The sequence below is a fragment of the Streptomyces sp. NPDC056296 genome (genome assembly GCF_042268605.1).
Taxonomy (GTDB): domain Bacteria; phylum Actinomycetota; class Actinomycetes; order Streptomycetales; family Streptomycetaceae; genus Streptomyces.
In genome coordinates this window covers 12,881-30,640 of sequence record NZ_JBHJRX010000018.1, presented here as the reverse complement: position 1 = coordinate 30,640, position 17,760 = coordinate 12,881, and the positions used below count along the sequence as shown (strand labels likewise).

Below are 17,760 nucleotides of genomic sequence, written 5' to 3'. Positions count from 1 at the left end.
ACGGCTTCACCCGCCGAATACGGGGAAGTTCCGACCCGGGTAGGAGCGGGTGATCCGGCCCGTGATGCCCTGGTACTACAGGGTGAGCAGGTAGGTCAGACCCGGGCGCCCGTCGAGCCGTGTCTCGCCGGTGACGACGAACCCGGTGCGGGCCAGCACGGCCCGTGAGGCCGCGTTGTCGAGGGTGGCCGAGGCCCGCAGCGCGGTCAGCCCGTACGCGCGGGCGGCGAGTGCGCAGACCTCCCGTACGGCCCGGGTGGCCAGACCGCGGCCGGCGGCCCGTTCCGCGATCCGGTACCCGAGCTCGGCGACACCGCCCTCCGCGTCCACGAGGTTGACCCGCCCGAGCACCTCGCCACCGGGGCCGACCAGCACGTGGAAGAAGCAGATCCCGGCCTCCTGCTCGGCCAGCAGCGCGCGGAGGCGCTCGTCGAACCGGGTGAAGTAGTCATCGCCCCGGTCGGGCACGGAGGCGGCGAACCAGGCGCGGTTCTCCCGCTCGAAGGCGAGGAGCGCGGGCGCGTGATCGGGTCGGAGCAGTTGCAGCTCGGCAGCCGGATCCGGCAACGCGGGTGGCTCGGGTGGCTGGGGCACGGGTTTCAGGCGGTCTCGTCCGTCGCGGTTCGCTTGAGCGCGGCGTCGCGCCCCCGCACGTACCAGATGCCGATCAGTCCGAGCCCGGCGCCGGCCAGGCAGGTCCACACCCACCAGGTGTGCCCGTGGTCGTCGAACCAGCCGTAGAAGGGCAGCTGCACGAGGAAGAGGACGAACCAGAGGACGGTGCCGCCGATGATGGTCGGAACCACGGGGCCCTCCAGGGGCTCCGGCGCCTCGTGCGTGGGTGTCCACTTCTTCATGCGTACAGCTTACGAGGAGGCCGACCGCGCGTTCACCGGACCGCACCACACGCACCACACAGGTCTACGCGCGGAGATAGCGCTCGGGTGGCTCATACGTTCATACTGAACCCGTTTGTCTCTGACCGCTTTCATTCGTAGGAAACACCAATAAGGCCGTGGGGGAACCTGTTGGTGATGAGGTCCTCGCATGCCCACCTCGGCCTCCGCCAAGGTCCCCCCGTCCCCCGAGCCGCCCGAAGACAGGCGGCCCCCGCAGAACGGCCTCGACCGCTACTTCAGGATCTCCGAGCGCGGCAGCACGCTGCCCCGGGAGATCCGCGGCGGCTTCGCCACCTTCTTCGCGATGGCCTACATCATCGTGCTGAACCCGATCATCCTGGGCAGCGCGAAGGACATGTACGGCAACCAGCTCGACAACGGTCAGCTGGTCACCGCGACCGCCCTGACGGCGGCGTTCACCACGCTCCTGATGGGCGTCATCGGCAATGTCCCGATCGCGCTCGCCGCCGGCCTCGGTGTGAACTCCGTCGTCGCCCTCCAGCTCGCCCCGCGGATGTCCTGGCCGGACGCCATGGGCATGGTGGTGCTGGCCGGTTTCATCGTCATGCTGCTGGTCGCCACCGGCCTGCGTGAGCGTGTGATGAACGCCGTGCCCTACGGCCTGCGCAAGGCCATCGCCATCGGTATCGGCCTGTTCATCATGCTGATCGGCCTGGTCGACTCGGGGTTCGTCAGCCGGATGCCGGACGCCGCCCAGACCACCGTTCCGCTCCAGCTGGGCACCGGCGGGCACCTGCTCGGCTGGCCGGTGCTGGTCTTCGCCCTCGGTGTGCTGCTCACCCTGGCGCTGATCGTGCGCAGGACCCCTGGCGCGATCCTGATCTCGATCGTCGTGATGACCGTCCTCGCGATGATCATCAACGCGGTCGCCGACATCCCCTCCTGGGGCCTGACCACCCCCGAGTGGCCCGGCAACCCCGTCGCCACCCCCGACTTCGGCCTGGTCGGCGAGGTCAGCCTGTTCGGCGGTTTCGAGAAGGTCGGCGTGCTGACCGGCGTGCTGTTCGTCTTCACCGTGCTGCTGTCGTGCTTCTTCGACGCGATGGGCACGATCATGGCCGTCAGCGACGAGGCGAAGCTGACCGACGCCCAGGGCCAGATGCCGGGCATCAACAAGGTCCTCTTCGTCGACGGCGTCGCGGTCGCCGCGGGCGGTGCCAGCTCCGCCTCGGCCACGACCTGCTTCGTGGAGTCCACGGCCGGTGTCGGCGAGGGCGCGCGCACCGGCTTCGCCAACGTCATCACCGGCGCGCTCTTCGCCGCGGCGCTGTTCCTCACGCCGGTCGCCACGATGGTCCCGTCCCAGGCGGCCACTCCGGCGCTGGTCGCGGTCGGCTTCCTGATCCTGGCCGGCTCGATCCGGGAGATCGACTGGTCCGACTTCACGATCGCCATCCCGGCCTTCGTGACGATGCTGATGATGCCGTTCACCTACTCGATCACCAACGGCATCGGCATGGGCTTCATCACCTTCTCGGTGCTGCGCCTGGCGGTCGGGCGGGGCCGGGAGGTCCCGGTCACGATGTACGTGGTGTCGGCGGTGTTCGCCTTCTACTACCTGATGCCTGCCCTGGGGCTCACCTGACCGGCGTGATCGGCGCCTGATCAGCGCCTGACCGGTGGGGCTCAGGTGACCCCGTAGAACCGTTCCGTCTCCTCCACGGCGGACTGGAACCGCTCGTCGAAGTCATCCCGAATGAGCGTCCGGACGACATAGTCCTGGACGCTCATTCCCCTTTTCGCCGCATGGTGCCGGAGCCGATCGAGCAGCTCCCCGTCCATCCGCAGGCTGAGCACGCTGGTCCCCATGTGCACGAGGGTCACCCCCACCGACCGGGTGATGCTCCGATTTACGGAAACAGCTCACTCGTACGGGTGAAGTCCGGGTTTCCGTGGCGGGCGTCACGGGCACGCGGGCGGGTGAGCAGTGGTATTTCGCTAGCCTAATGAGTTACGCTAAGGAACATGCCGGACCTCAAGCATGGCGACGACGCCGCCGCCGTGAACTCCCTGCGCTCCGCCGTGATGCGGTTGTCCCGTCGCCTCAAGCACCAGCGGGTCGACGAGTCGCTCAGCCCCACCGAGATGTCGGTGCTGGGCACCCTGTCCAACTGTGGCAGCGCGACCCCGGGCGAGCTCGCCCGCAAGGAACACGTCCAGCCACCCTCGATGACCCGCATCGTGGCGCTCCTGGAGGCCAAGGGACTGGTCCGTCTGGAGCCGCACCCCGAGGACCGGCGCCAGAAGGTCGTGACGCAGACCGAGCAGGCGGTGGTCATGCTCGAGGAGAGCCGCCGCAAGCGGAACGCGTTCCTGGCCACGCTGGTCGAGGGACTCGACGAGGACGAGTGGGCGAAACTGCGCGCCGCCGCCCCCGTGCTGGAGAAGCTCGCACACCGGTAAGCAGCAATCGCGAGGAGGCGAACCCTTTTGAGTACGGGATCCGGAGCAGCTTCCGCCCCCGCACCTGACGGCCACGACGACCCGCCCACCCCCGACGCCCCTCGCCAGACCAAGACCTCGATGTTCGCCTCCCTCCGGGTCCGGAACTACCGCCTGTTCTTCCTGGGGCAGGTCGTCTCCAACATCGGCACCTGGATGCAGCGCATCGCCCAGGACTGGCTGGTGCTCAGCCTCACCGGCTCCTCGGCGGCCGTAGGCATCACCACGGCTCTCCAGTTCCTGCCGATGCTGCTCTTCGGCCTCTACGGCGGCGTCCTCGTCGACCGCCTGCGCAAGCGGCCCACGCTGCTGGTCACCCAGTCGTCGATGGCCGTCACCGCGCTCTTCCTCGCCGTCCTCACCCTCACCGGCCACGTCCAGGTCTGGCACGTCTACGTCGCCGCCTTCGCGATGGGTCTGGCGACCGTCGTCGACAACCCGGCCCGCCAGTCCTTCGTCGCCGAACTGGTCGGCCGCGACCAGCTCCAGAACGCCGTCAGCCTCAACTCGGCCAACTTCCAGTCCGCCCGGCTGGTCGGCCCCGCCGTCGCCGGGCTGATGATCACGGGCGTGGGCACCGGCTGGGCGTTCCTCGCCAACGGCCTGTCCTTCGTCGCGCCGCTGAGCTGCCTGCTGCTGATGCGCGCCCGCGAACTGCACGCCGTCCAGCGCGCCCCGCGCGGCAAGGGACAGCTGCGCGAGGGCCTGCACTACGTCGCCGGCCGTCCCGAGCTGATCTGGACCATCGTGCTGGTCGGCTTCATCGGCACCTTCGGCTTCAACTTCCCGGTCTTCCTGTCCGCCTTCGCCGACGACGTCTTCGACGCGGGCGCGGGCGCCTACAGCCTCTTCAACACCCTCATGGCCGTCGGCTCGGTGACCGGCGCCCTGCTCGCCGCCCGGCGCGGCACGGCCCGGCTGCGCGTGCTGATCGCGGCGGCGCTGGCCTTCGGCGCCCTGGAGATGGTGGCGTCGGCGGCACCCGAGCTGTGGCTGTTCGCGCTGCTGATGGTCCCGATAGGCGTCTTCAGCATGACGGTCAACGTCACCGCCAACACCAGCATCCAGATGTCCACCGACCCGGCCATGCGGGGCCGCGTCATGGCCCTGTACATGATGGTCTTCCTCGGCGGCTCCCCGGTCGGCGCCCCGATCGTCGGCTGGGTCACGGACACGTACGGCGCCCGGGCGGGCTTCGCCGCGGGCGGCGCCGTCGCGGCTACGGCGGCTGTCGTGATCGGCCTGGTCCTGGCCCGCGTCGGCAACCTGCGCCTGTCGCTCGGCTGGCACCGGGGGCACCCACAGGTGCGGTTCGTGCCGCGAGAGCGCCGGGAGGAGCTGGCACCGGCGGCGTAGCCGGTCCCCGGTCAGTCGCGGGGGAAGTCGCCGGTCCCCGGGCAGACTGTGACCCCATGAGACTCTTCGCCGCCGTGCTGCCCCCCGAGGATGTCACCGCCGCCCTCGCCGCCGAGGTGGCCGCGTTGCGGAGGCTGCCCGGCGCGGACGGGCTGCGCTGGACCGGCCGTCCGGGGTGGCACCTCACGCTGGCCTTCTACGGGGAGGTCGACGACGACCTCGTACCCGACCTGTCGGCTCGCCTGGAGCGGGCTGCCCACCGCACCGCGCCCTTCGAGCTGGCGCTGCGCGGGGGCGGCCAGTTCGGGCACGGGCGGGCTCTGTGGGCGGGTGCGGAGGGCGGTCTCGCCACCCTGCGGCTGCTGGCCGACCGGGCGGAGTCGGCGGCGCGCAAGGCGGGCGTCCCGATGGGGGAGCACCGGCGCTACAAGCCCCACCTGACCGTGGCCCGCAGCCGCGAGGCGTTCGACGTGCGGCCGTACGTCGAGGCACTGGACGGCTTCACGAGCCCCGCCTGGACCGTGACCGACCTGGCACTGGTGCGCAGCGACCTGCCGAGGTCCGGGGTGCCGGGCGAGCAGCCCCGTTACGAGACGGTCGCCCGCAGCCCGCTGAGCGCGTCCGGTTAGGCTCGGGGGCGTGGACCCGAAGACCCGTAACCGGATCATGGCCGGTGTACTCGTGCTGATGCTCGTCGTGGTGGCGGTGGCGGCGGCCCTCGGTTAAGCGGCCCTGGGCAGGCCGGGGGGGCGGCCGCCGCCCCGCTCATCCCGCTACCAGGCGAACGCCTCCGGCGACGGCCCCGGCCCCGGGAAGATCTCGTCCAGCCCGGCCAGCAGGTCGTCCGACAGCTCCAGCTCCACGGCCCGCAGTGCCGACGCGAGCTGCTCCGCGGTGCGCGGACCGACGATCGGGCCGGTCACGCCGGGCCGGGTCAGCAGCCAGGCCAGCGCGGCCTCGCCGGGCTCGATGCCGTGCTTGTCGAGCAGGTCCTCGTAGGCCTGGACCTGTGCGCGGCCCGCGGGGTCGGCCAGGACGTCGGCCGCCCGCCCGGAAGCGCGCCGTCCGCCCTGGACCTCCTTCTTCAGGACCCCGCCGAGCAGTCCGCCGTGCAGCGGCGACCACGGGATGACGCCGAGGCCGTAGTCCTGCGCGGCCGGGATGACCTCCATCTCGGCGCGGCGCTCGGCCAGGTTGTACAGGCACTGCTCGCTGACCAGGCCGATGGTGCCGCCGCGCCGGGCGGCGGTCTCGTTGGCCTGGGCGATCTTGTACCCGGGGAAGTTCGAGGACCCGGCGTAGAGGATCTTGCCCTGCTGGACCAGGGTGTCGATGGCCTGCCAGATCTCGTCGAATCCGGTGGCGCGGTCGATGTGGTGGAACTGGTACAGGTCGATGCGGTCCGTCCGGAGCCGCTTGAGGCTGGCGTCGACGGCCCGCCGGATGTTCACGGCGGACAGCTTGTCGTGGTTGGGCCACGCCTCGCCGTCGGCGCCCATGTTGCCGTAGACCTTGGTGGCGATGACGGTCCGGTCGCGCCGGTCGCCGCCCTTGGCGAACCAGTTGCCGATGATCTCCTCGGTGCGGCCCTTGTTCTCGCCCCAGCCGTACACGTTGGCGGTGTCGAAGAAGTTGATGCCGGCGTCCAGCGCCGCGTCCATGATGGCGTGGCTGTCGGCCTCGTCGGTCTGCGGGCCGAAGTTCATGGTCCCGAGGACGAGCCGGCTGACCTTGAGTCCTGTGCGTCCGAGCTGCGTGTACTTCATGGTCCCCAAGCCAACGACTTGGAGTGCGCTCCAGGCAAGCGGGTTCGGTCGGTCAGTCGCGGGGGAAGGTGTCGGTCCTGAGGGTGAGGCCGAGGACGGTGTCGGTGAGGTCCAGGTCCTCCCCGAAGACGACCCTGGTCTCGGTGGTGTAGTCGCCGTCCTTGGGGTGCGTGAAGATGTGGCAACGGCCCTGGTACGGGTCGGCGATGAGATAGAGGGGGACCTCGGCTGCTGCGTAGGCGAGCTTCTTGGGGCCGTAGTCGTTGGCGGCGGTGCCCTGGGAGATGACCTCGGCTACGAACTCGACGTCCTCGTGGCGCCAGCGGCCCGTGTCGTCCTCCTTCGCACCGTCGCGCATCTTGACGACGTCCGGGCAGAAACCGTTCTCGTGGCCCGGGAAGTCGATGCGGACATCGGAGAGCACCTTTGCGCGCCTTCCGAAACGGAACCTGATGTCCGACGCGATCTCGAAGATGATTTCCCAATGGGTGCCGCGCTGCGGTGTCGTGTAGACGGTGCCCCCGACGATCTCAGCCCTGAATCCTTCGGGGACAGGCATCCGTTCAAGCCGCTCGAACCACTCGTCCAAGCGCTCCGTACTGATGTCGGCCATGGCGATCCTGTCGTCTACGACGGTCATCGTGGCGCTCCTCCCCGGCTGACCCAACGACGAGTACAGCCACGCGGTACAACGATACGCACGGCGACCGAGACACGGGAGGACGCGCATATGCCAGAGCGGGACCGGGACCGCACCGACCACCTCGTCACCCTCGTCCTGAACCACCTCGGCGACGGCAACGTGCTCGGCGTCTACGCGCACGGCTCCGCCACCCTCGGCGGCCTGCGCCCGCACAGCGACCTCGATCTGCTCGTCGTCGTACGGCACCCCACGACGCACGCGCAACGCGCCACGCTCACGGAAGAGTTGCTGAAGCTGTCCGGCGGCGAAGGGCACCGCCCGGTCGAGCTGATCGTCGTCGTACGGGACGACGTCCGGCCCTGGCGCTACCCGCCCCGCCGCGACTACCTCTACGGCGAGTGGCTCCGCGACGCCTACGAGCGCGGCCATGTCCCCGAGCCCGAGGACGACCCCGACCTCGCCCCGCTCCTCACGATGGTGCTGCGCGCCGACGCCCCGCTGTTCGGCCCGCCGCCCGCGACCCTGCTCGACCCCGTCCCGCACGAGGACCTGCGGCGCGCGATGGTCGCCGGGTTGCCGGGGCTCATGGCCGAGGTGGAGTCGGACACCCGCAACGTGCTGCTCACCCTCGCCCGGATCTGGAGCACGCTCGTGACCGGCGACATCCGGTCGAAGGACGCGGCGGCCGAGTGGGCCCTCGGGCGGCTGCCGGCCGAGCACGGGGGGCCGTTGGCCCACGCCCGCGCCGTGTACCTCGGGCACGAGCGCGACGAGCGCTGGGACGAAGGCGTGCGCCCCTGCGCCGACCGCATGCTCCGGGCGATCCGGGAGGCCTACGAGGAAGCGGCCGAGTAGGGCCCGCCCAGCCCCCACCCCTCGTCCATCGCCTCCGCGAACGCCTCCGCGATCCTGTGCTCGCCGTTCTCGTTGGGGTGCGTGCCGTCGTAGGTGTCCGCGTGGAAGTCGTACGACGCGGGCGGCGGGACGAGCAGCAGTGAGGAGCGCGGGTCGTCGAGGCCGGCGATCGTCTTCGCGAGGAGGTCGTTGAACCGGGTGACCTGCTCGGCGAAGGTCTCGTCGGCCTCCACCCGGATGTTCGGGACGACCGGCATCACGGCCATGCGAACACGCGGGTTGGCCGAGCGGGCCGCCGCCACGAAGGCCCGGACGTTGTCGGCCGTCTGCTCCGCGTTCGTGTAGAAGCCGAGGTCGATCAGGCCGAGGGAGACCAGGAGCACGTCCGCGCGGCAGGTCCGTACCGTCTCGCCGATCAGCGGGGCCATGTGGTGCCAGCCCTCTCCCCAGCCGGCCAGGTGGGCGCGGGGGAAGTCGGGGTCGGCGTAGGCGTACGAGGTGGGGGCGTCCGTCGACTGGTCGTGCAGCGTCTCGCGGGGGCCGACGAACGTGAACGGGCGGCCGTAGGAGTCACGCAGGTGCTGCCACAGCCGGTAGCGCCACGTGTGTTCGCCTGCGCTCCCGATCGTCATGGAGTCACCGACGAACATGAACCTGAGCATCCGCTCATCATGGACGATCTGCCTGGCCGGCGCGATGTGAGCCCGACCACCCAGCGTGACTCCGCGCGGGACCACCGCCGCGAACGCCCGTGCGGGATGGCAGGCTTGGCGCATGCGCCGACCCTTCGCCCTCCTCGCCGCGGCCCTTCTCGTGGGCGCGTTCGCCGTGCCCGCCTCCGCCGCGGACGGCGACGACGGAAGCGACGGGTTCACCATCAAGGACCCGCGCATCACGGAGTCCAGTGGCCTCGCCGCCTCCCGACTGCACCCCGGCATCTACTGGACGCACAACGACCAGGACAACGGGCCGTACCTCTACGCCGTGGACGGCTTCACCGGCGAGACCGTCGCCCGCGTCGCGCTCTCCGGCGTCGGTACGCCCCGGGACGTCGAGGCGATCTCCATCGGGCCGGGCAACCGGATCTTCGTCGGCGACATCGGGGACAACGAAGGCGTGACCTGGCCGTACGTGTGGATCTACGAGCTGCCCGAGCCGAAGGAACTGAAGGACCAGACGGTCAAGGCGACGCAGTACGTCGTGAAGTACGCGGACGGCGCCCGCGACGCGGAGTCGATGGCCGTCCACCCGAAGACCGGGCGGGTCTACATCATCGACAAGAACGAGGACGGCGGGCACCTGTACGAGGGTCCGGCGAAGCTCTCCGCCTCCGGCACCAACGTCTTCCGGCGCGCCGCCCCCGTGGACCTCTGGGCCACCGACGCCGCCTTCTCCCCGGACGGCGAGCGGCTCGCCGTGCGCGGCTACCTCGGGGGCATCTGGTACGACTGGAACGGCGGGAAGATCCAGCGCAAGGGGCGGATCAGCGTGCCGCTGGGGCAGGGCGAGTCCGTCACCTACACCACCGACGGCGAGAAGCTGCTGCTCGGCATGGAGGGCGCCGGCAGCCCCGTGAAGGCCGAGGGCGCGCCCGGGGGCGGCGGCGATTCGGCGGGGGGCGGCTCCGACGCCTCGGGCGCGGGCTCCGCGGGGGACGACGGGTCCGGCGGCGACACCCTCAAGGTCGGGGCGGTCGGCGTGATCGTCGCGTGCGCCGCCGTGTTCCTCGGGCTACGGCGACTGTTCCGCCGCCGCTGAGCCGTGCGCCGCGCTCCGCGCGGCCACCAGCACCTCCAGCCCGTCCAGGATGCGCTGCAGCCCGAACTCGAAGTGGTCGAAGCCGGCGCCGAAGGTGTCCTCGGAGAGGGAGGCCAGGACCGGGTAGCGCCCACTGAGCATGGCCTTCTCCAGCGCCGGCTGCTGGGCGCCCCAGAACTGCGCGTCCGTCAGCCCGGACCGGCGCTCGGCCTCCGCCTCGTACACCTGCGTGCGTGCGGCGCCGACGACATACCCGTCGATCATGACGATCGCCGACACCAGCTCGGGATCGGTCAGGCCCATCGGCTTGATCCTTCTCAGGACCTTCTCCATGCCGTCCAGGGCGCTCGGGCCGAGGATCGGGCGGGACTGGTTGACCTCCAGCAGCCAGGTGTGCCGGCGGTACAGGGCGAGGGTGGCGTGACCGAGGGCCTGAAGCGCCGAGCGCCAGCCGCCGTCGCCGAGGTCGTCGGGGTCCTCGGAGGGGCGCTGCACGCGGTCCAGCATCAGGTCGATCAGCTCGCCCTTGCCGGGGACGTAGCGGTACAGGGACATCGTGCCGGTGCCCAGCTCCGTGGCGATCCGGCGCATCGATACCGCGCCCAGTCCGTCCCGGTCCGCGACCTCGACGGCGACCTCCACTATCCGCTCCAGCGTCAGGCCCGGTTTGGGACCCCGGCTGGGCCGCCTGCCGGTGTCCCACAACAGTTCGAGGGTGCGGCCGATGTCACCGCTGCCGCTGGTCTCCGTACCGCTTGCCATGCGGTCAGTCTAAGTCCGCGGGAAATAACTGGGTACGGTGTACGCGCAATAGGGTACGCTGTACTCAGTTAGGGAGCGAGAAGGGGGACCCATGAGCGACGGTTACGCGGTACGGGCCGAGGGCCTGGAGAAGCGGTACGGCGAGAAGCGCGCCCTCGACGGCTTCGATCTGGCAGTCCGCGAGGGCACCGTGCACGGCCTGCTCGGGCCGAACGGCGCGGGCAAGACCACCGCGGTGCGCATCCTGTCCACGCTGATCCGGCTGGACGGAGGACGGGCCGAGGTGGCGGGCCTGGATGTCGCCCGGCAGGCGCGCGAGGTGCGGTCGCGGATCGGTCTCACCGGTCAGTACGCGGCCGTGGACGAGGTGCTCACCGGCCGGCAGAACCTGGAGATGTTCGGGCGCCTGTTCCACCTGGGCGGCAGACGGGCCCGCGCGCGGGCGGTCCAGTTGCTGGAGCAGTTCGACCTGACCGACGCCGCCGACCGGGGCGTCGGCAAGTACAGCGGCGGCATGCGGCGCCGCCTCGACCTCGCCGCGTCGATGATCCTCGCCCCGTCCGTCCTGTTCCTGGACGAGCCGACGACGGGCCTCGACCCCCGCAGCCGCGGCGAGGTCTGGGAATCCGTCCGCGCGCTGGTGGCGAGCGGCACGACCGTACTGCTGACTACGCAGTACCTGGAAGAGGCCGACAAGCTCGCCTCGCACATCACCGTCATCGACCAGGGCAGGTCCATCGCCGACGACAGCCCGGACGGGCTGAAGAACCTGGTCGGCGGCGACCGTATCGAGGTCGTGGTGGCCGACCGGCCGGAGATCCCGAAGGTGGTCAAGGTGGTCGCCCGGGTCTGCGACGGCGAACCCGAGGCCGACGAGGAGGGGCTGCGGGTGCACGCCCCGGTCACCGACCGGGTGCCGGCCCTGACCGAGGTGGCGCGCACCCTCCAGGACGAGGGCATCCGGGTGGAGGACATCGGACTGCGCAGGCCGAGTCTCGACGACGTGTTCCTGCGCCTGACCGGCCACCGTACGAGTGCGGAGCACACGGACAACGCCGAGAAGGAGGCGGTGGCGGCATGAGCGCCCTCGACCTGACGACGGCACCGCAGAAGCGCGGCCGCCTGTACTGGCTGATCGCCGACTGCGGCAATGTCGTCCGCCGCGGCCTGACCCACTACCAGCGCCAACCCGTCAACATCGCCTGGCAGCTCGGCTTCCCGATCCTGTCCGTTCTCCTGTACGGCTATGTCTTCGGCAGCGCGATGACGGTGCCGGGCGGCGGGGACTACAAGGACTTCCTGATGCCGGGCATGTTCGTGATGACCATGGCGTTCGGCTTCATCAACACCGCGACCGTCGTCGTCTACGACTCCACCAAGGGCGTCATCGACCGGTTCCGCTCCATGCCGATGGCCTCCTCCGCGGTGGTGGCGGGGCGCGGGGTGACCGATCTCGTGGTCGCCTGTGCCGAGTTGACGATCCTGATGCTGACGGCGCTGGCCATGGGCTGGCGCCCGGACGGCGGCTGGGGCTTCGTGGCGGCGTTCGGTCTGCTGCTGTGGCTGCGGTTCGCGCTGATCTGGCTCGGCGTGTGGCTCGGGCTGCTGGTCCCCAACCCGGAGGCGGCGGGCGGCCTGTTCGCGGTGGCGTTCCCGCTGACGATGATCTCCAGCATCTTCGTCGCCCCGCAGCTGATGCCCGACTGGCTGGGCTGGGTGGCCGCCTGGAACCCCATCTCGTCCACGGCGGCGGCGGCCCGCGAACTGTTCGGCACGCCGGTCGGCGGCGGCGACTCGTGGGTCGAGCAGCACGCGCTGCTGATGGCGGGCGTGTGGCCGGTGGTCCTGACGGCGATCTTCCTGCCGCTGGCGGTGCGGCGCTTCCAGCGGCTCAGCCGGTAGGAGCGGGAGAGCGGGAGAGCGGGAGAGCGGGAGAGCGGCGAGGGGCGGGAGAGCGAGGAGGGGCGCCCGGCGAGTGCCGGGCGCCCCTCATCGTCGTACTGCGGGAGCGGTGATCAGAGCTTCTCGATCACGTAGTCGACGCACTTGGTCAGCGCCTCGACGTCCGCCGGGTCGATCGCCGGGAACATCGCGACGCGCAGCTGGTTGCGGCCGAGCTTGCGGTACGGCTCGGTGTCGACGATGCCGTTGGCGCGCAGCACCTTGGCGACGGCGGCGGCGTCGATGTCGTCGGCGAAGTCGATCGTGCCGATGACCTGCGAGCGCTTGGCCGGGTCGGAGACGAACGGCGTGGCGTACTTGGCCTCCTCCGCCCAGGAGTACAGGCGGGACGACGAGTCCTTGGTGCGGCCGGTGGTGAAGTCCAGGCCGCCCTGGCCGTTCATCCAGTCCAGCTGCTCGCCCAGGAGAAATAGGGTGGCCAGCGCCGGGGTGTTGTACGTCTGGTTCTTGCGGGAGTTGTCGATCGCGGTCGGCAGCGAGAAGAACTCCGGGACGTGCCGGCCGCTCGCGTGGATCCGCTCGGCGCGCTCGATGGCGGCCGGGGAGAACACGCCGATCCACAGGCCGCCGTCGGAGGCGAAGGACTTCTGCGGGGCGAAGTAGTAGACGTCGGTCTCGGCGATGTCGACGGGGAGACCGCCGGCGCCGGAGGTGGCGTCGACGAGGACGAGGGAGCCCTCGTCGGCACCGGCGACACGCTTGATCGGCATGGCGACACCGGTCGAGGTCTCGTTGTGCGTGAAGGCGTACACGTCCACCCCGGCCTCGGCCCGCGCCTCGGGGTGGGTGCCCGGTTCGGAGGAGACGACCGTCGGCTCGGCCAGCCACGGGGCGAGCTTCGCCGCCTTGGCGAACTTGGAGGAGAACTCGCCGAAGCTCAGGTGCTGCGACTTGTTCTCGATCAGGCCGTGGGTCGCGACGTCCCAGAACGCGGTGGAGCCGCCGTTGCCGAGGACCACCTCGTAGCCGTCGGGGAGCCGGAACAGCTCGCGGATGCCCTCACGGACCTTGCCGACCAGGTTCTTGACCGGGGCCTGGCGGTGGGAGGTGCCGAGCAGGGACGTACCGGTGGCGGCCAGGGCGTCCAGCGCCTCCACCCGTACCTTGGAGGGACCCGCGCCGAATCGACCGTCCGCGGGCTTGATGTCAGCAGGAATCTGGATCTCAGCCACGTGCCGGAGGGTATCCCGTCGGCCAAACCGGGCGAAGCCATGTCCGTCCGATGAGACGAGATCTCCGCCTTGCGGACCTGTAGCGAACCACAAGAGCCCATGCTGGATGACATGACCGATCTGGAGGCAGCACTGCGCACGGCCGTTCGCGGCGAGGTCGGCTTCGACGTCACCTCCCGGGCCCTGACCACCATGGACGCGTCCAACTACCGTCGGGTCCCGCTCGGTGTGGTGGCACCGAGAGACGCCGACGACGTGGCCGCCGTACTGGAGGTGTGCCGGGCGCGCGGGGTGCCGGTCGTGGCGCGGGGCGGTGGCACGTCCATCGCGGGGCAGGCGACCGGCACGGGCGTCGTCCTGGACTTCACCCGGCACATGAACCGGCTGGTCTCGCTCGACCGGGAGGCGCGCACGGCCGTCGTCCAGCCGGGCCTGGTCCTCGACCGCCTCCAGCGTGCCGCCGCCCCGCACGGCCTGCGCTTCGGCCCCGACCCCTCCACCCACAGCCGCTGCACGCTCGGCGGAATGATCGGCAACAACTCGTGCGGCTCGCACTCGGTGGCGTGGGGCACGACGGCGGACAGCGTGCGCGAACTGACGGTGCTCACCGCGCGGGGGAAACGGCTGCGGCTCGGACAGGAGTGGGCCGGGGCGCCGGAGGGCCTGCGGGAGCTGGTCGACGGCGACCTGGCGCGCCTGCGCACCGGCTTCCCCGACCTCCCCCGCCGTATCTCCGGCTACGCGCTGGACGCGCTGCTGCCGGAGCGGGGCGCGGACGTGGCCCGCTCCTTCTGCGGTTCGGAGGGCACGCTGGGCGTGCTGACCGAGGCGGTGGTCCGGCTGGTCGAGGCACCGCGCGCGCGTGCGCTGGCGGTGCTCGGGTACGCCGACGAGGCCGGGGCGGCGGAGGCGGCGGCCGGGCTGCTGCCGCTCGGGCCGCTGACGGTGGAGGGCATGGCGGCGGACCTGGTGCCGGTGTCGGCCGCGGCCCTGCTTCCCCGGGGCGGGGCGTGGCTGTTCGTGGAGACGGGCGGCGAGTCGGCGGCGGAGGCACGCGCGCGTGCGGAGGCTGTCGTGCGCGCGGCCGACGTCGTCGACGCGCTGGTGGTGACCGACCCGGCCGGACAGCGGACGCTGTGGCGGATCCGGGAGGACGCGAGCGGCACGGCGACACGGATGCCGGACGGCGCGGAGGCGTGGCCCGGCTGGGAGGACTGCGCCGTGCCGCCGGCCAGGCTGGGCGCCTACCTGCGGGACTTCCGGGGCCTGCTCGCCACCCACGGCCTGCGCGGCACGCCGTACGGCCACTTCGGCGACGGCTGCATCCACGTACGCATCGACTTCGACCTGCTGACGGACGCGGGGGTCGCCCGATTCCGCCGCTTCTCGGAGGAACTGGCGGACCTGGTCGTGGCGCACGGGGGTTCGTTGTCCGGGGAGCACGGGGACGGGCAGGCGCGGGCGGAGCTGCTGCCGAGGATGTACGGCGAGGAGACGGTCGCCCTCTTCGAGCGCGCGAAGTCCGTCTGGGACCCGGACGACCTCCTCAACCCCGGCATGCTGGTCCGCCCGGCACCCCTCGACGCGAACCTCCGCTTCTCCGTCCTGCCGCGCGAGCCGGTGGACGTGGCGTTCGGCTACCCGTCCGACGGCGGCGACTTCTCGGCGGCGGTACGGCGCTGCGTCGGGGTCGCCAAGTGCCGTACGACGTCGGCGGCGGGCTCCTCGGTCATGTGCCCGTCGTTCCGGGCGACGGGAGACGAGGCGCACTCCACTCGCGGGCGGGCCCGGCTGCTGCACGAGATGCTCGCCGGTGAGCTGGTGACCGACGGTTGGCGCTCCACGGAGGTCCGGGACGCCCTCGACCTGTGCCTGTCCTGCAAGGGCTGCCGCTCCGACTGCCCGGTCGAGGTCGACATGGCCACGTACAAGGCGGAGTTCCTGCACCACCACTACGCCGGCCGCCGCCGCCCTGCCGCCCACTACGCGATGGGGTGGCTGCCGGTGTGGCTGCGGTGGGCGGCGCGGGCGCGTGTCGCGCCGGTCGTCAACGCGCTGGCCTCCGTACGGCCATTGGCGGCGGTGGCGAAACGGCTGGGCGGGATCGCGGGGGAGCGGGAGGTGCCGCGGCTCGCGGGGGAGACGTTCAGCGGGTGGTGGCGCGGGCGGCGTAGGGGTGTCGGACGGACCGGGTCCGGTGACCTGGTGGTCCTCTGGCCCGACACGTTCACCGAGCATCTCTCACCCTCCGTGGGCCGGGCGGCCGTACGGGTGCTGGAGGCTGCGGGGCTGCGGGTGGCGTTGCCGCCGACGCTGCTGCCGGGGCGTGCCGTGATCGGGGACGGTACGTCGAAGTCGGCTCTGGCGCTGCTGACCGCCCGCCGGGGCCGGGTCTGCTGCGGCCTGACGTACGTCTCCACGGGCCAACTGGACCGCGCCCGAGCGGTGATGCGCCGCACCCTGGACCTGATGGCCCCGGTACTGGAGACGTCCGCGCCGGTCGTCGTCCTGGAACCGAGCTGCGCCGCCGCTCTGCGCACGGACCTGCCCGAGCTCCTCCACGACGACCCACGGGCGGCTCGACTCGCGGCCCGCGTGCTGACCTTCGCGGAGGCCCTGGAGCGCCACGCCCCCGACTGGATCCCGCCCGCCGTGAACCGTCCGGTCACCGGCCAGACCCACTGCCACCAGCACGCGGTCCTGGGCGACGCGGCCGACCGCCGCTTGCGTGAGGCGGCCGGCCTGACCGGCGAGCTGACCGGCGGCTGCTGTGGCCTCGCGGGCAACTTCGGTTTCGAGGACGGCCACTACGAGGTCTCGGCCGCCTGCGCGGAGGATCAGCTGCTCCCGGCGGTGCGCGAGGCACCGGACGGGGCGGTGGTCCTGGCGGACGGCTTCTCGTGCCGGACGCAGCTGGAGCAGTTGGCGGGGGTGCGGGGGCGGCACTTGGCGGAGGTGCTGGCGGAAGGGCTGGGGCGGTCCTGAGAACCGAGGACAGAACCGCCCCGCGCGTCCTCGATCCGCTCAGTTGAGCCCGTTCAGCCTCCGCCCTCGGCTCTCAGCCACCCGTAGCGCGTCCGCGAGGGCTTCGGTGAGGAGCTCGGCGAGGTAGCGGAGTTCGCTGTGCGGGGCGCGGGGGAGGAGGTCGTGGGCGTGGGCGAGGAGCTCGGCGCCCATGCCGAGCTGCGTGCTCTCGGTGGTGTCTGCCAGCCGCGAGACGGGGCCGCCGTCGCCGTCGGTGATCAGGTAGCAGGGCTTGCCGTCGGGGCCGGACCAGGGGAGCAGGCGGGGTTCGCGCGGTTGCGTCATGCTGCCGCCTCCAGCTCGTACGGCGGGTGCGCGAGGAGGTACGGGCGTACGGCCGTCGTCTCGGTTCCGTCGAGGGCGGAGGGCAGGCCGTAGGGACTGCGGTGGGAGGGGAGGGGCGGGACGCCGGCTGCGGCTGGATGGTGCGGTGTGGTGCGGACGGGCGGGGGATTGCCGTTGCGGTAGCGGTGGGCGCCCCGGGGGTTGAGCAGCTCGCTCGCCCACCCGATCAGGCGGTCGATAAGGTTGGTCATGTCATCAGCTCCGTTCAGGATCCAGCTGGTGGCCGCGCCCCCGGACGGCTCCACCCGTCGCGGGGGTCTTCAGTGGGAGTGGTCTCCATGGTCTACCGCAGTATACTGCGGTCGCGCGGTCTACCGCAGAGTTTTAGCGTCCACCGCATGACTCCCGAGCTTGATCGCACCCGGCCCGTGTGGCGGCAGGTCGCCGCTGCCATTGAGGCGCGCATCGCGGACGGTACTTATCCCGTTGATGCCCGGGTTCCGTCGGTGGTCGAGTTGTCGGCCGAATTCGCCATCGCGGCGTCGACCGCTCAGAAGGCGCTGGCCCACCTGAAAAGTGAAGGCCTGATCCGCGCCGAAGTGGGGCTCGGCTCGTTCGTTGCCCGTCGGCCGCAAGTGACAGAAGACGGTGACCCCGCCTCGGGTGCTTGATCGGAACCGCGAGTCGTCGCCGTCGCGTGATCGTTCCTATGGACGGTTCGAGTGATCAAGCGGAAGCTCCACGACGAAGGGTCGGCAAGCGGCCCTGGGTGATCGGCGGGGGCGCGGCCGTCGTCGCGTTGGTGGTTGCCGTGG

At 71.3% G+C, this 17,760-nt stretch carries 20 protein-coding genes; 10 read left to right on the top strand and 10 right to left on the bottom strand.

Annotated features, from left to right (window positions below; genetic code table 11):
- Window positions 1-75: 75 nt before the first annotated feature.
- Entirely contained in the window at window positions 76-567 is a 492-nt protein-coding gene (locus ACFCZF_RS15560; protein ID WP_376672088.1) for a GNAT family N-acetyltransferase, read from the bottom strand.
- A 32-nt stretch (window positions 568-599) separates the two neighbouring features.
- Complete coding sequence (locus ACFCZF_RS15555; RefSeq protein ID WP_375917662.1) at window positions 600-857, bottom strand: DUF2530 domain-containing protein; 258 nt, start codon at window positions 855-857, stop codon at window positions 600-602.
- A 190-nt stretch (window positions 858-1,047) separates the two neighbouring features.
- Here ACFCZF_RS15555 and ACFCZF_RS15550 point away from each other — a divergent pair, with 190 nt between their 5' ends.
- Entirely contained in the window at window positions 1,048-2,505 is a 1,458-nt protein-coding gene (locus ACFCZF_RS15550) for an NCS2 family permease (protein ID WP_376672087.1), read from the top strand.
- A gap of 41 nt (window positions 2,506-2,546) precedes the next feature.
- Here the strand turns inward: ACFCZF_RS15550 and ACFCZF_RS15545 are convergent, their stop codons facing one another.
- Window positions 2,547-2,729 (bottom strand): hypothetical protein, encoded by a 183-nt coding sequence (locus tag ACFCZF_RS15545; protein ID WP_055417808.1) that lies wholly within the window; start codon window positions 2,727-2,729, stop codon window positions 2,547-2,549.
- A gap of 156 nt (window positions 2,730-2,885) precedes the next feature.
- Between ACFCZF_RS15545 and ACFCZF_RS15540 the strand changes: the two genes are divergently transcribed.
- From ACFCZF_RS15540 to thpR, 3 genes are read left to right on the top strand one after another with little or no spacing between them, the layout of a single operon-like run.
- Complete coding sequence (locus tag ACFCZF_RS15540) at window positions 2,886-3,323, top strand: MarR family winged helix-turn-helix transcriptional regulator (RefSeq protein WP_007450858.1); 438 nt, start codon at window positions 2,886-2,888, stop codon at window positions 3,321-3,323.
- A gap of 27 nt (window positions 3,324-3,350) precedes the next feature.
- On the top strand, window positions 3,351-4,718 hold the full coding sequence (locus tag ACFCZF_RS15535; RefSeq protein ID WP_376672086.1) for an MFS transporter: 1,368 nt from the start codon (window positions 3,351-3,353) through the stop codon (window positions 4,716-4,718).
- A 56-nt stretch (window positions 4,719-4,774) separates the two neighbouring features.
- Window positions 4,775-5,347, top strand: a complete 573-nt coding sequence (gene thpR, locus ACFCZF_RS15530; RefSeq protein WP_376672085.1) for an RNA 2',3'-cyclic phosphodiesterase — start codon at window positions 4,775-4,777, stop codon at window positions 5,345-5,347.
- 144 nt (window positions 5,348-5,491) lie between these two features.
- On the opposite strand, the gene ACFCZF_RS15525 is transcribed toward thpR, so the two are convergent.
- Window positions 5,492-6,484 carry an aldo/keto reductase gene (locus ACFCZF_RS15525; protein ID WP_376672084.1) on the bottom strand — a complete coding sequence of 331 codons (993 nt, stop codon included), beginning with the start codon at window positions 6,482-6,484 and terminating at the stop codon, window positions 5,492-5,494.
- Between the two features lie 52 nt (window positions 6,485-6,536).
- A complete protein-coding gene (locus ACFCZF_RS15520; RefSeq protein WP_376672083.1) occupies window positions 6,537-7,124 on the bottom strand; it encodes a Uma2 family endonuclease in 588 nt (195 codons plus the stop codon).
- Between the two features lie 90 nt (window positions 7,125-7,214).
- Here ACFCZF_RS15520 and ACFCZF_RS15515 point away from each other — a divergent pair, with 90 nt between their 5' ends.
- Window positions 7,215-7,982: an aminoglycoside adenylyltransferase family protein gene (locus tag ACFCZF_RS15515; RefSeq protein WP_376672082.1), complete on the top strand. Its 768-nt coding sequence runs from the start codon at window positions 7,215-7,217 to the stop codon at window positions 7,980-7,982.
- Here the strand turns inward: ACFCZF_RS15515 and ACFCZF_RS15510 are convergent.
- The gene (locus ACFCZF_RS15510) at window positions 7,961-8,644 is read right to left on the bottom strand and encodes a GDSL-type esterase/lipase family protein (protein WP_376672081.1); all 684 of its coding nucleotides are present in this window, start codon (window positions 8,642-8,644) and stop codon (window positions 7,961-7,963) included. The genes ACFCZF_RS15515 and ACFCZF_RS15510 overlap by 22 nt on opposite strands.
- 112 nt (window positions 8,645-8,756) lie before the next feature.
- On the opposite strand from ACFCZF_RS15510, the gene ACFCZF_RS15505 reads away from it, so the two are divergent.
- Window positions 8,757-9,740, top strand: coding sequence for a WD40 repeat domain-containing protein (locus ACFCZF_RS15505; RefSeq protein WP_376672080.1), 984 nt, complete (start codon window positions 8,757-8,759; stop codon window positions 9,738-9,740).
- Here ACFCZF_RS15505 and ACFCZF_RS15500 read toward each other — a convergent pair.
- Window positions 9,714-10,502: a TetR/AcrR family transcriptional regulator gene (locus tag ACFCZF_RS15500; RefSeq protein ID WP_376672079.1), complete on the bottom strand. Its 789-nt coding sequence runs from the start codon at window positions 10,500-10,502 to the stop codon at window positions 9,714-9,716. The genes ACFCZF_RS15505 and ACFCZF_RS15500 overlap by 27 nt on opposite strands.
- A 91-nt stretch (window positions 10,503-10,593) precedes the next feature.
- On the opposite strand from ACFCZF_RS15500, the gene ACFCZF_RS15495 reads away from it, so the two are divergent.
- Both ACFCZF_RS15495 and ACFCZF_RS15490 read left to right on the top strand, forming a co-directional pair.
- Window positions 10,594-11,583, top strand: coding sequence for an ATP-binding cassette domain-containing protein (locus tag ACFCZF_RS15495; protein WP_376672078.1), 990 nt, complete (start codon window positions 10,594-10,596; stop codon window positions 11,581-11,583).
- Window positions 11,580-12,404 carry an ABC transporter permease gene (locus ACFCZF_RS15490; RefSeq protein WP_376672077.1) on the top strand — a complete coding sequence of 275 codons (825 nt, stop codon included), beginning with the start codon at window positions 11,580-11,582 and terminating at the stop codon, window positions 12,402-12,404. Before ACFCZF_RS15495 ends, ACFCZF_RS15490 begins: the two co-directional genes overlap by 4 nt.
- 113 nt (window positions 12,405-12,517) lie before the next feature.
- Here the strand turns inward: ACFCZF_RS15490 and serC are convergent, their stop codons facing one another.
- Window positions 12,518-13,636 (bottom strand): phosphoserine transaminase, encoded by a 1,119-nt coding sequence (gene serC / locus ACFCZF_RS15485; RefSeq protein ID WP_376672076.1) that lies wholly within the window; start codon window positions 13,634-13,636, stop codon window positions 12,518-12,520.
- 111 nt (window positions 13,637-13,747) lie between these two features.
- Between serC and ACFCZF_RS15480 the strand changes: the two genes are divergently transcribed.
- Entirely contained in the window at window positions 13,748-16,621 is a 2,874-nt protein-coding gene (locus ACFCZF_RS15480; RefSeq protein WP_376672075.1) for an FAD-binding and (Fe-S)-binding domain-containing protein, read from the top strand.
- A gap of 39 nt (window positions 16,622-16,660) precedes the next feature.
- Here ACFCZF_RS15480 and ACFCZF_RS15475 read toward each other — a convergent pair whose 3' ends face one another.
- On the bottom strand, window positions 16,661-16,945 hold the full coding sequence (locus tag ACFCZF_RS15475; protein ID WP_376672074.1) for a hypothetical protein: 285 nt from the start codon (window positions 16,943-16,945) through the stop codon (window positions 16,661-16,663).
- A complete protein-coding gene (locus ACFCZF_RS15470) occupies window positions 16,942-17,196 on the bottom strand; it encodes a hypothetical protein (protein ID WP_376672073.1) in 255 nt (84 codons plus the stop codon). The genes ACFCZF_RS15475 and ACFCZF_RS15470 overlap by 4 nt, the downstream gene beginning before the upstream one ends.
- A gap of 147 nt (window positions 17,197-17,343) precedes the next feature.
- Between ACFCZF_RS15470 and ACFCZF_RS15465 the strand changes: the two genes are divergently transcribed.
- Window positions 17,344-17,616, top strand: coding sequence for a GntR family transcriptional regulator (locus ACFCZF_RS15465; protein WP_376672072.1), 273 nt, complete (start codon window positions 17,344-17,346; stop codon window positions 17,614-17,616).
- Window positions 17,617-17,760 lie beyond the last annotated feature (144 nt).

Coding starts and splice junctions, on each gene's coding strand:
- ACFCZF_RS15555 (WP_375917662.1), bottom strand. CDS start 857: ATGAAGAAGTGGACACCCACGCACGAGGCGCCGGAGCCCCTGGAGGGC.
- ACFCZF_RS15550 (WP_376672087.1), top strand. CDS start 1,048: ATGCCCACCTCGGCCTCCGCCAAGGTCCCCCCGTCCCCCGAGCCGCCC.
- ACFCZF_RS15545 (WP_055417808.1), bottom strand. CDS start 2,729: ATGGGGACCAGCGTGCTCAGCCTGCGGATGGACGGGGAGCTGCTCGAT.
- ACFCZF_RS15540 (WP_007450858.1), top strand. CDS start 2,886: ATGCCGGACCTCAAGCATGGCGACGACGCCGCCGCCGTGAACTCCCTG.
- thpR (WP_376672085.1), top strand. CDS start 4,775: ATGAGACTCTTCGCCGCCGTGCTGCCCCCCGAGGATGTCACCGCCGCC.
- ACFCZF_RS15525 (WP_376672084.1), bottom strand. CDS start 6,484: ATGAAGTACACGCAGCTCGGACGCACAGGACTCAAGGTCAGCCGGCTC.
- ACFCZF_RS15520 (WP_376672083.1), bottom strand. CDS start 7,124: ATGACCGTCGTAGACGACAGGATCGCCATGGCCGACATCAGTACGGAG.
- ACFCZF_RS15515 (WP_376672082.1), top strand. CDS start 7,215: ATGCCAGAGCGGGACCGGGACCGCACCGACCACCTCGTCACCCTCGTC.
- ACFCZF_RS15510 (WP_376672081.1), bottom strand. CDS start 8,644: ATGCTCAGGTTCATGTTCGTCGGTGACTCCATGACGATCGGGAGCGCA.
- ACFCZF_RS15505 (WP_376672080.1), top strand. CDS start 8,757: ATGCGCCGACCCTTCGCCCTCCTCGCCGCGGCCCTTCTCGTGGGCGCG.
- ACFCZF_RS15500 (WP_376672079.1), bottom strand. CDS start 10,502: ATGGCAAGCGGTACGGAGACCAGCGGCAGCGGTGACATCGGCCGCACC.
- ACFCZF_RS15495 (WP_376672078.1), top strand. CDS start 10,594: ATGAGCGACGGTTACGCGGTACGGGCCGAGGGCCTGGAGAAGCGGTAC.
- ACFCZF_RS15490 (WP_376672077.1), top strand. CDS start 11,580: ATGAGCGCCCTCGACCTGACGACGGCACCGCAGAAGCGCGGCCGCCTG.
- ACFCZF_RS15480 (WP_376672075.1), top strand. CDS start 13,748: ATGACCGATCTGGAGGCAGCACTGCGCACGGCCGTTCGCGGCGAGGTC.
- ACFCZF_RS15475 (WP_376672074.1), bottom strand. CDS start 16,945: ATGACGCAACCGCGCGAACCCCGCCTGCTCCCCTGGTCCGGCCCCGAC.
- ACFCZF_RS15470 (WP_376672073.1), bottom strand. CDS start 17,196: ATGACCAACCTTATCGACCGCCTGATCGGGTGGGCGAGCGAGCTGCTC.
- ACFCZF_RS15465 (WP_376672072.1), top strand. CDS start 17,344: ATGACTCCCGAGCTTGATCGCACCCGGCCCGTGTGGCGGCAGGTCGCC.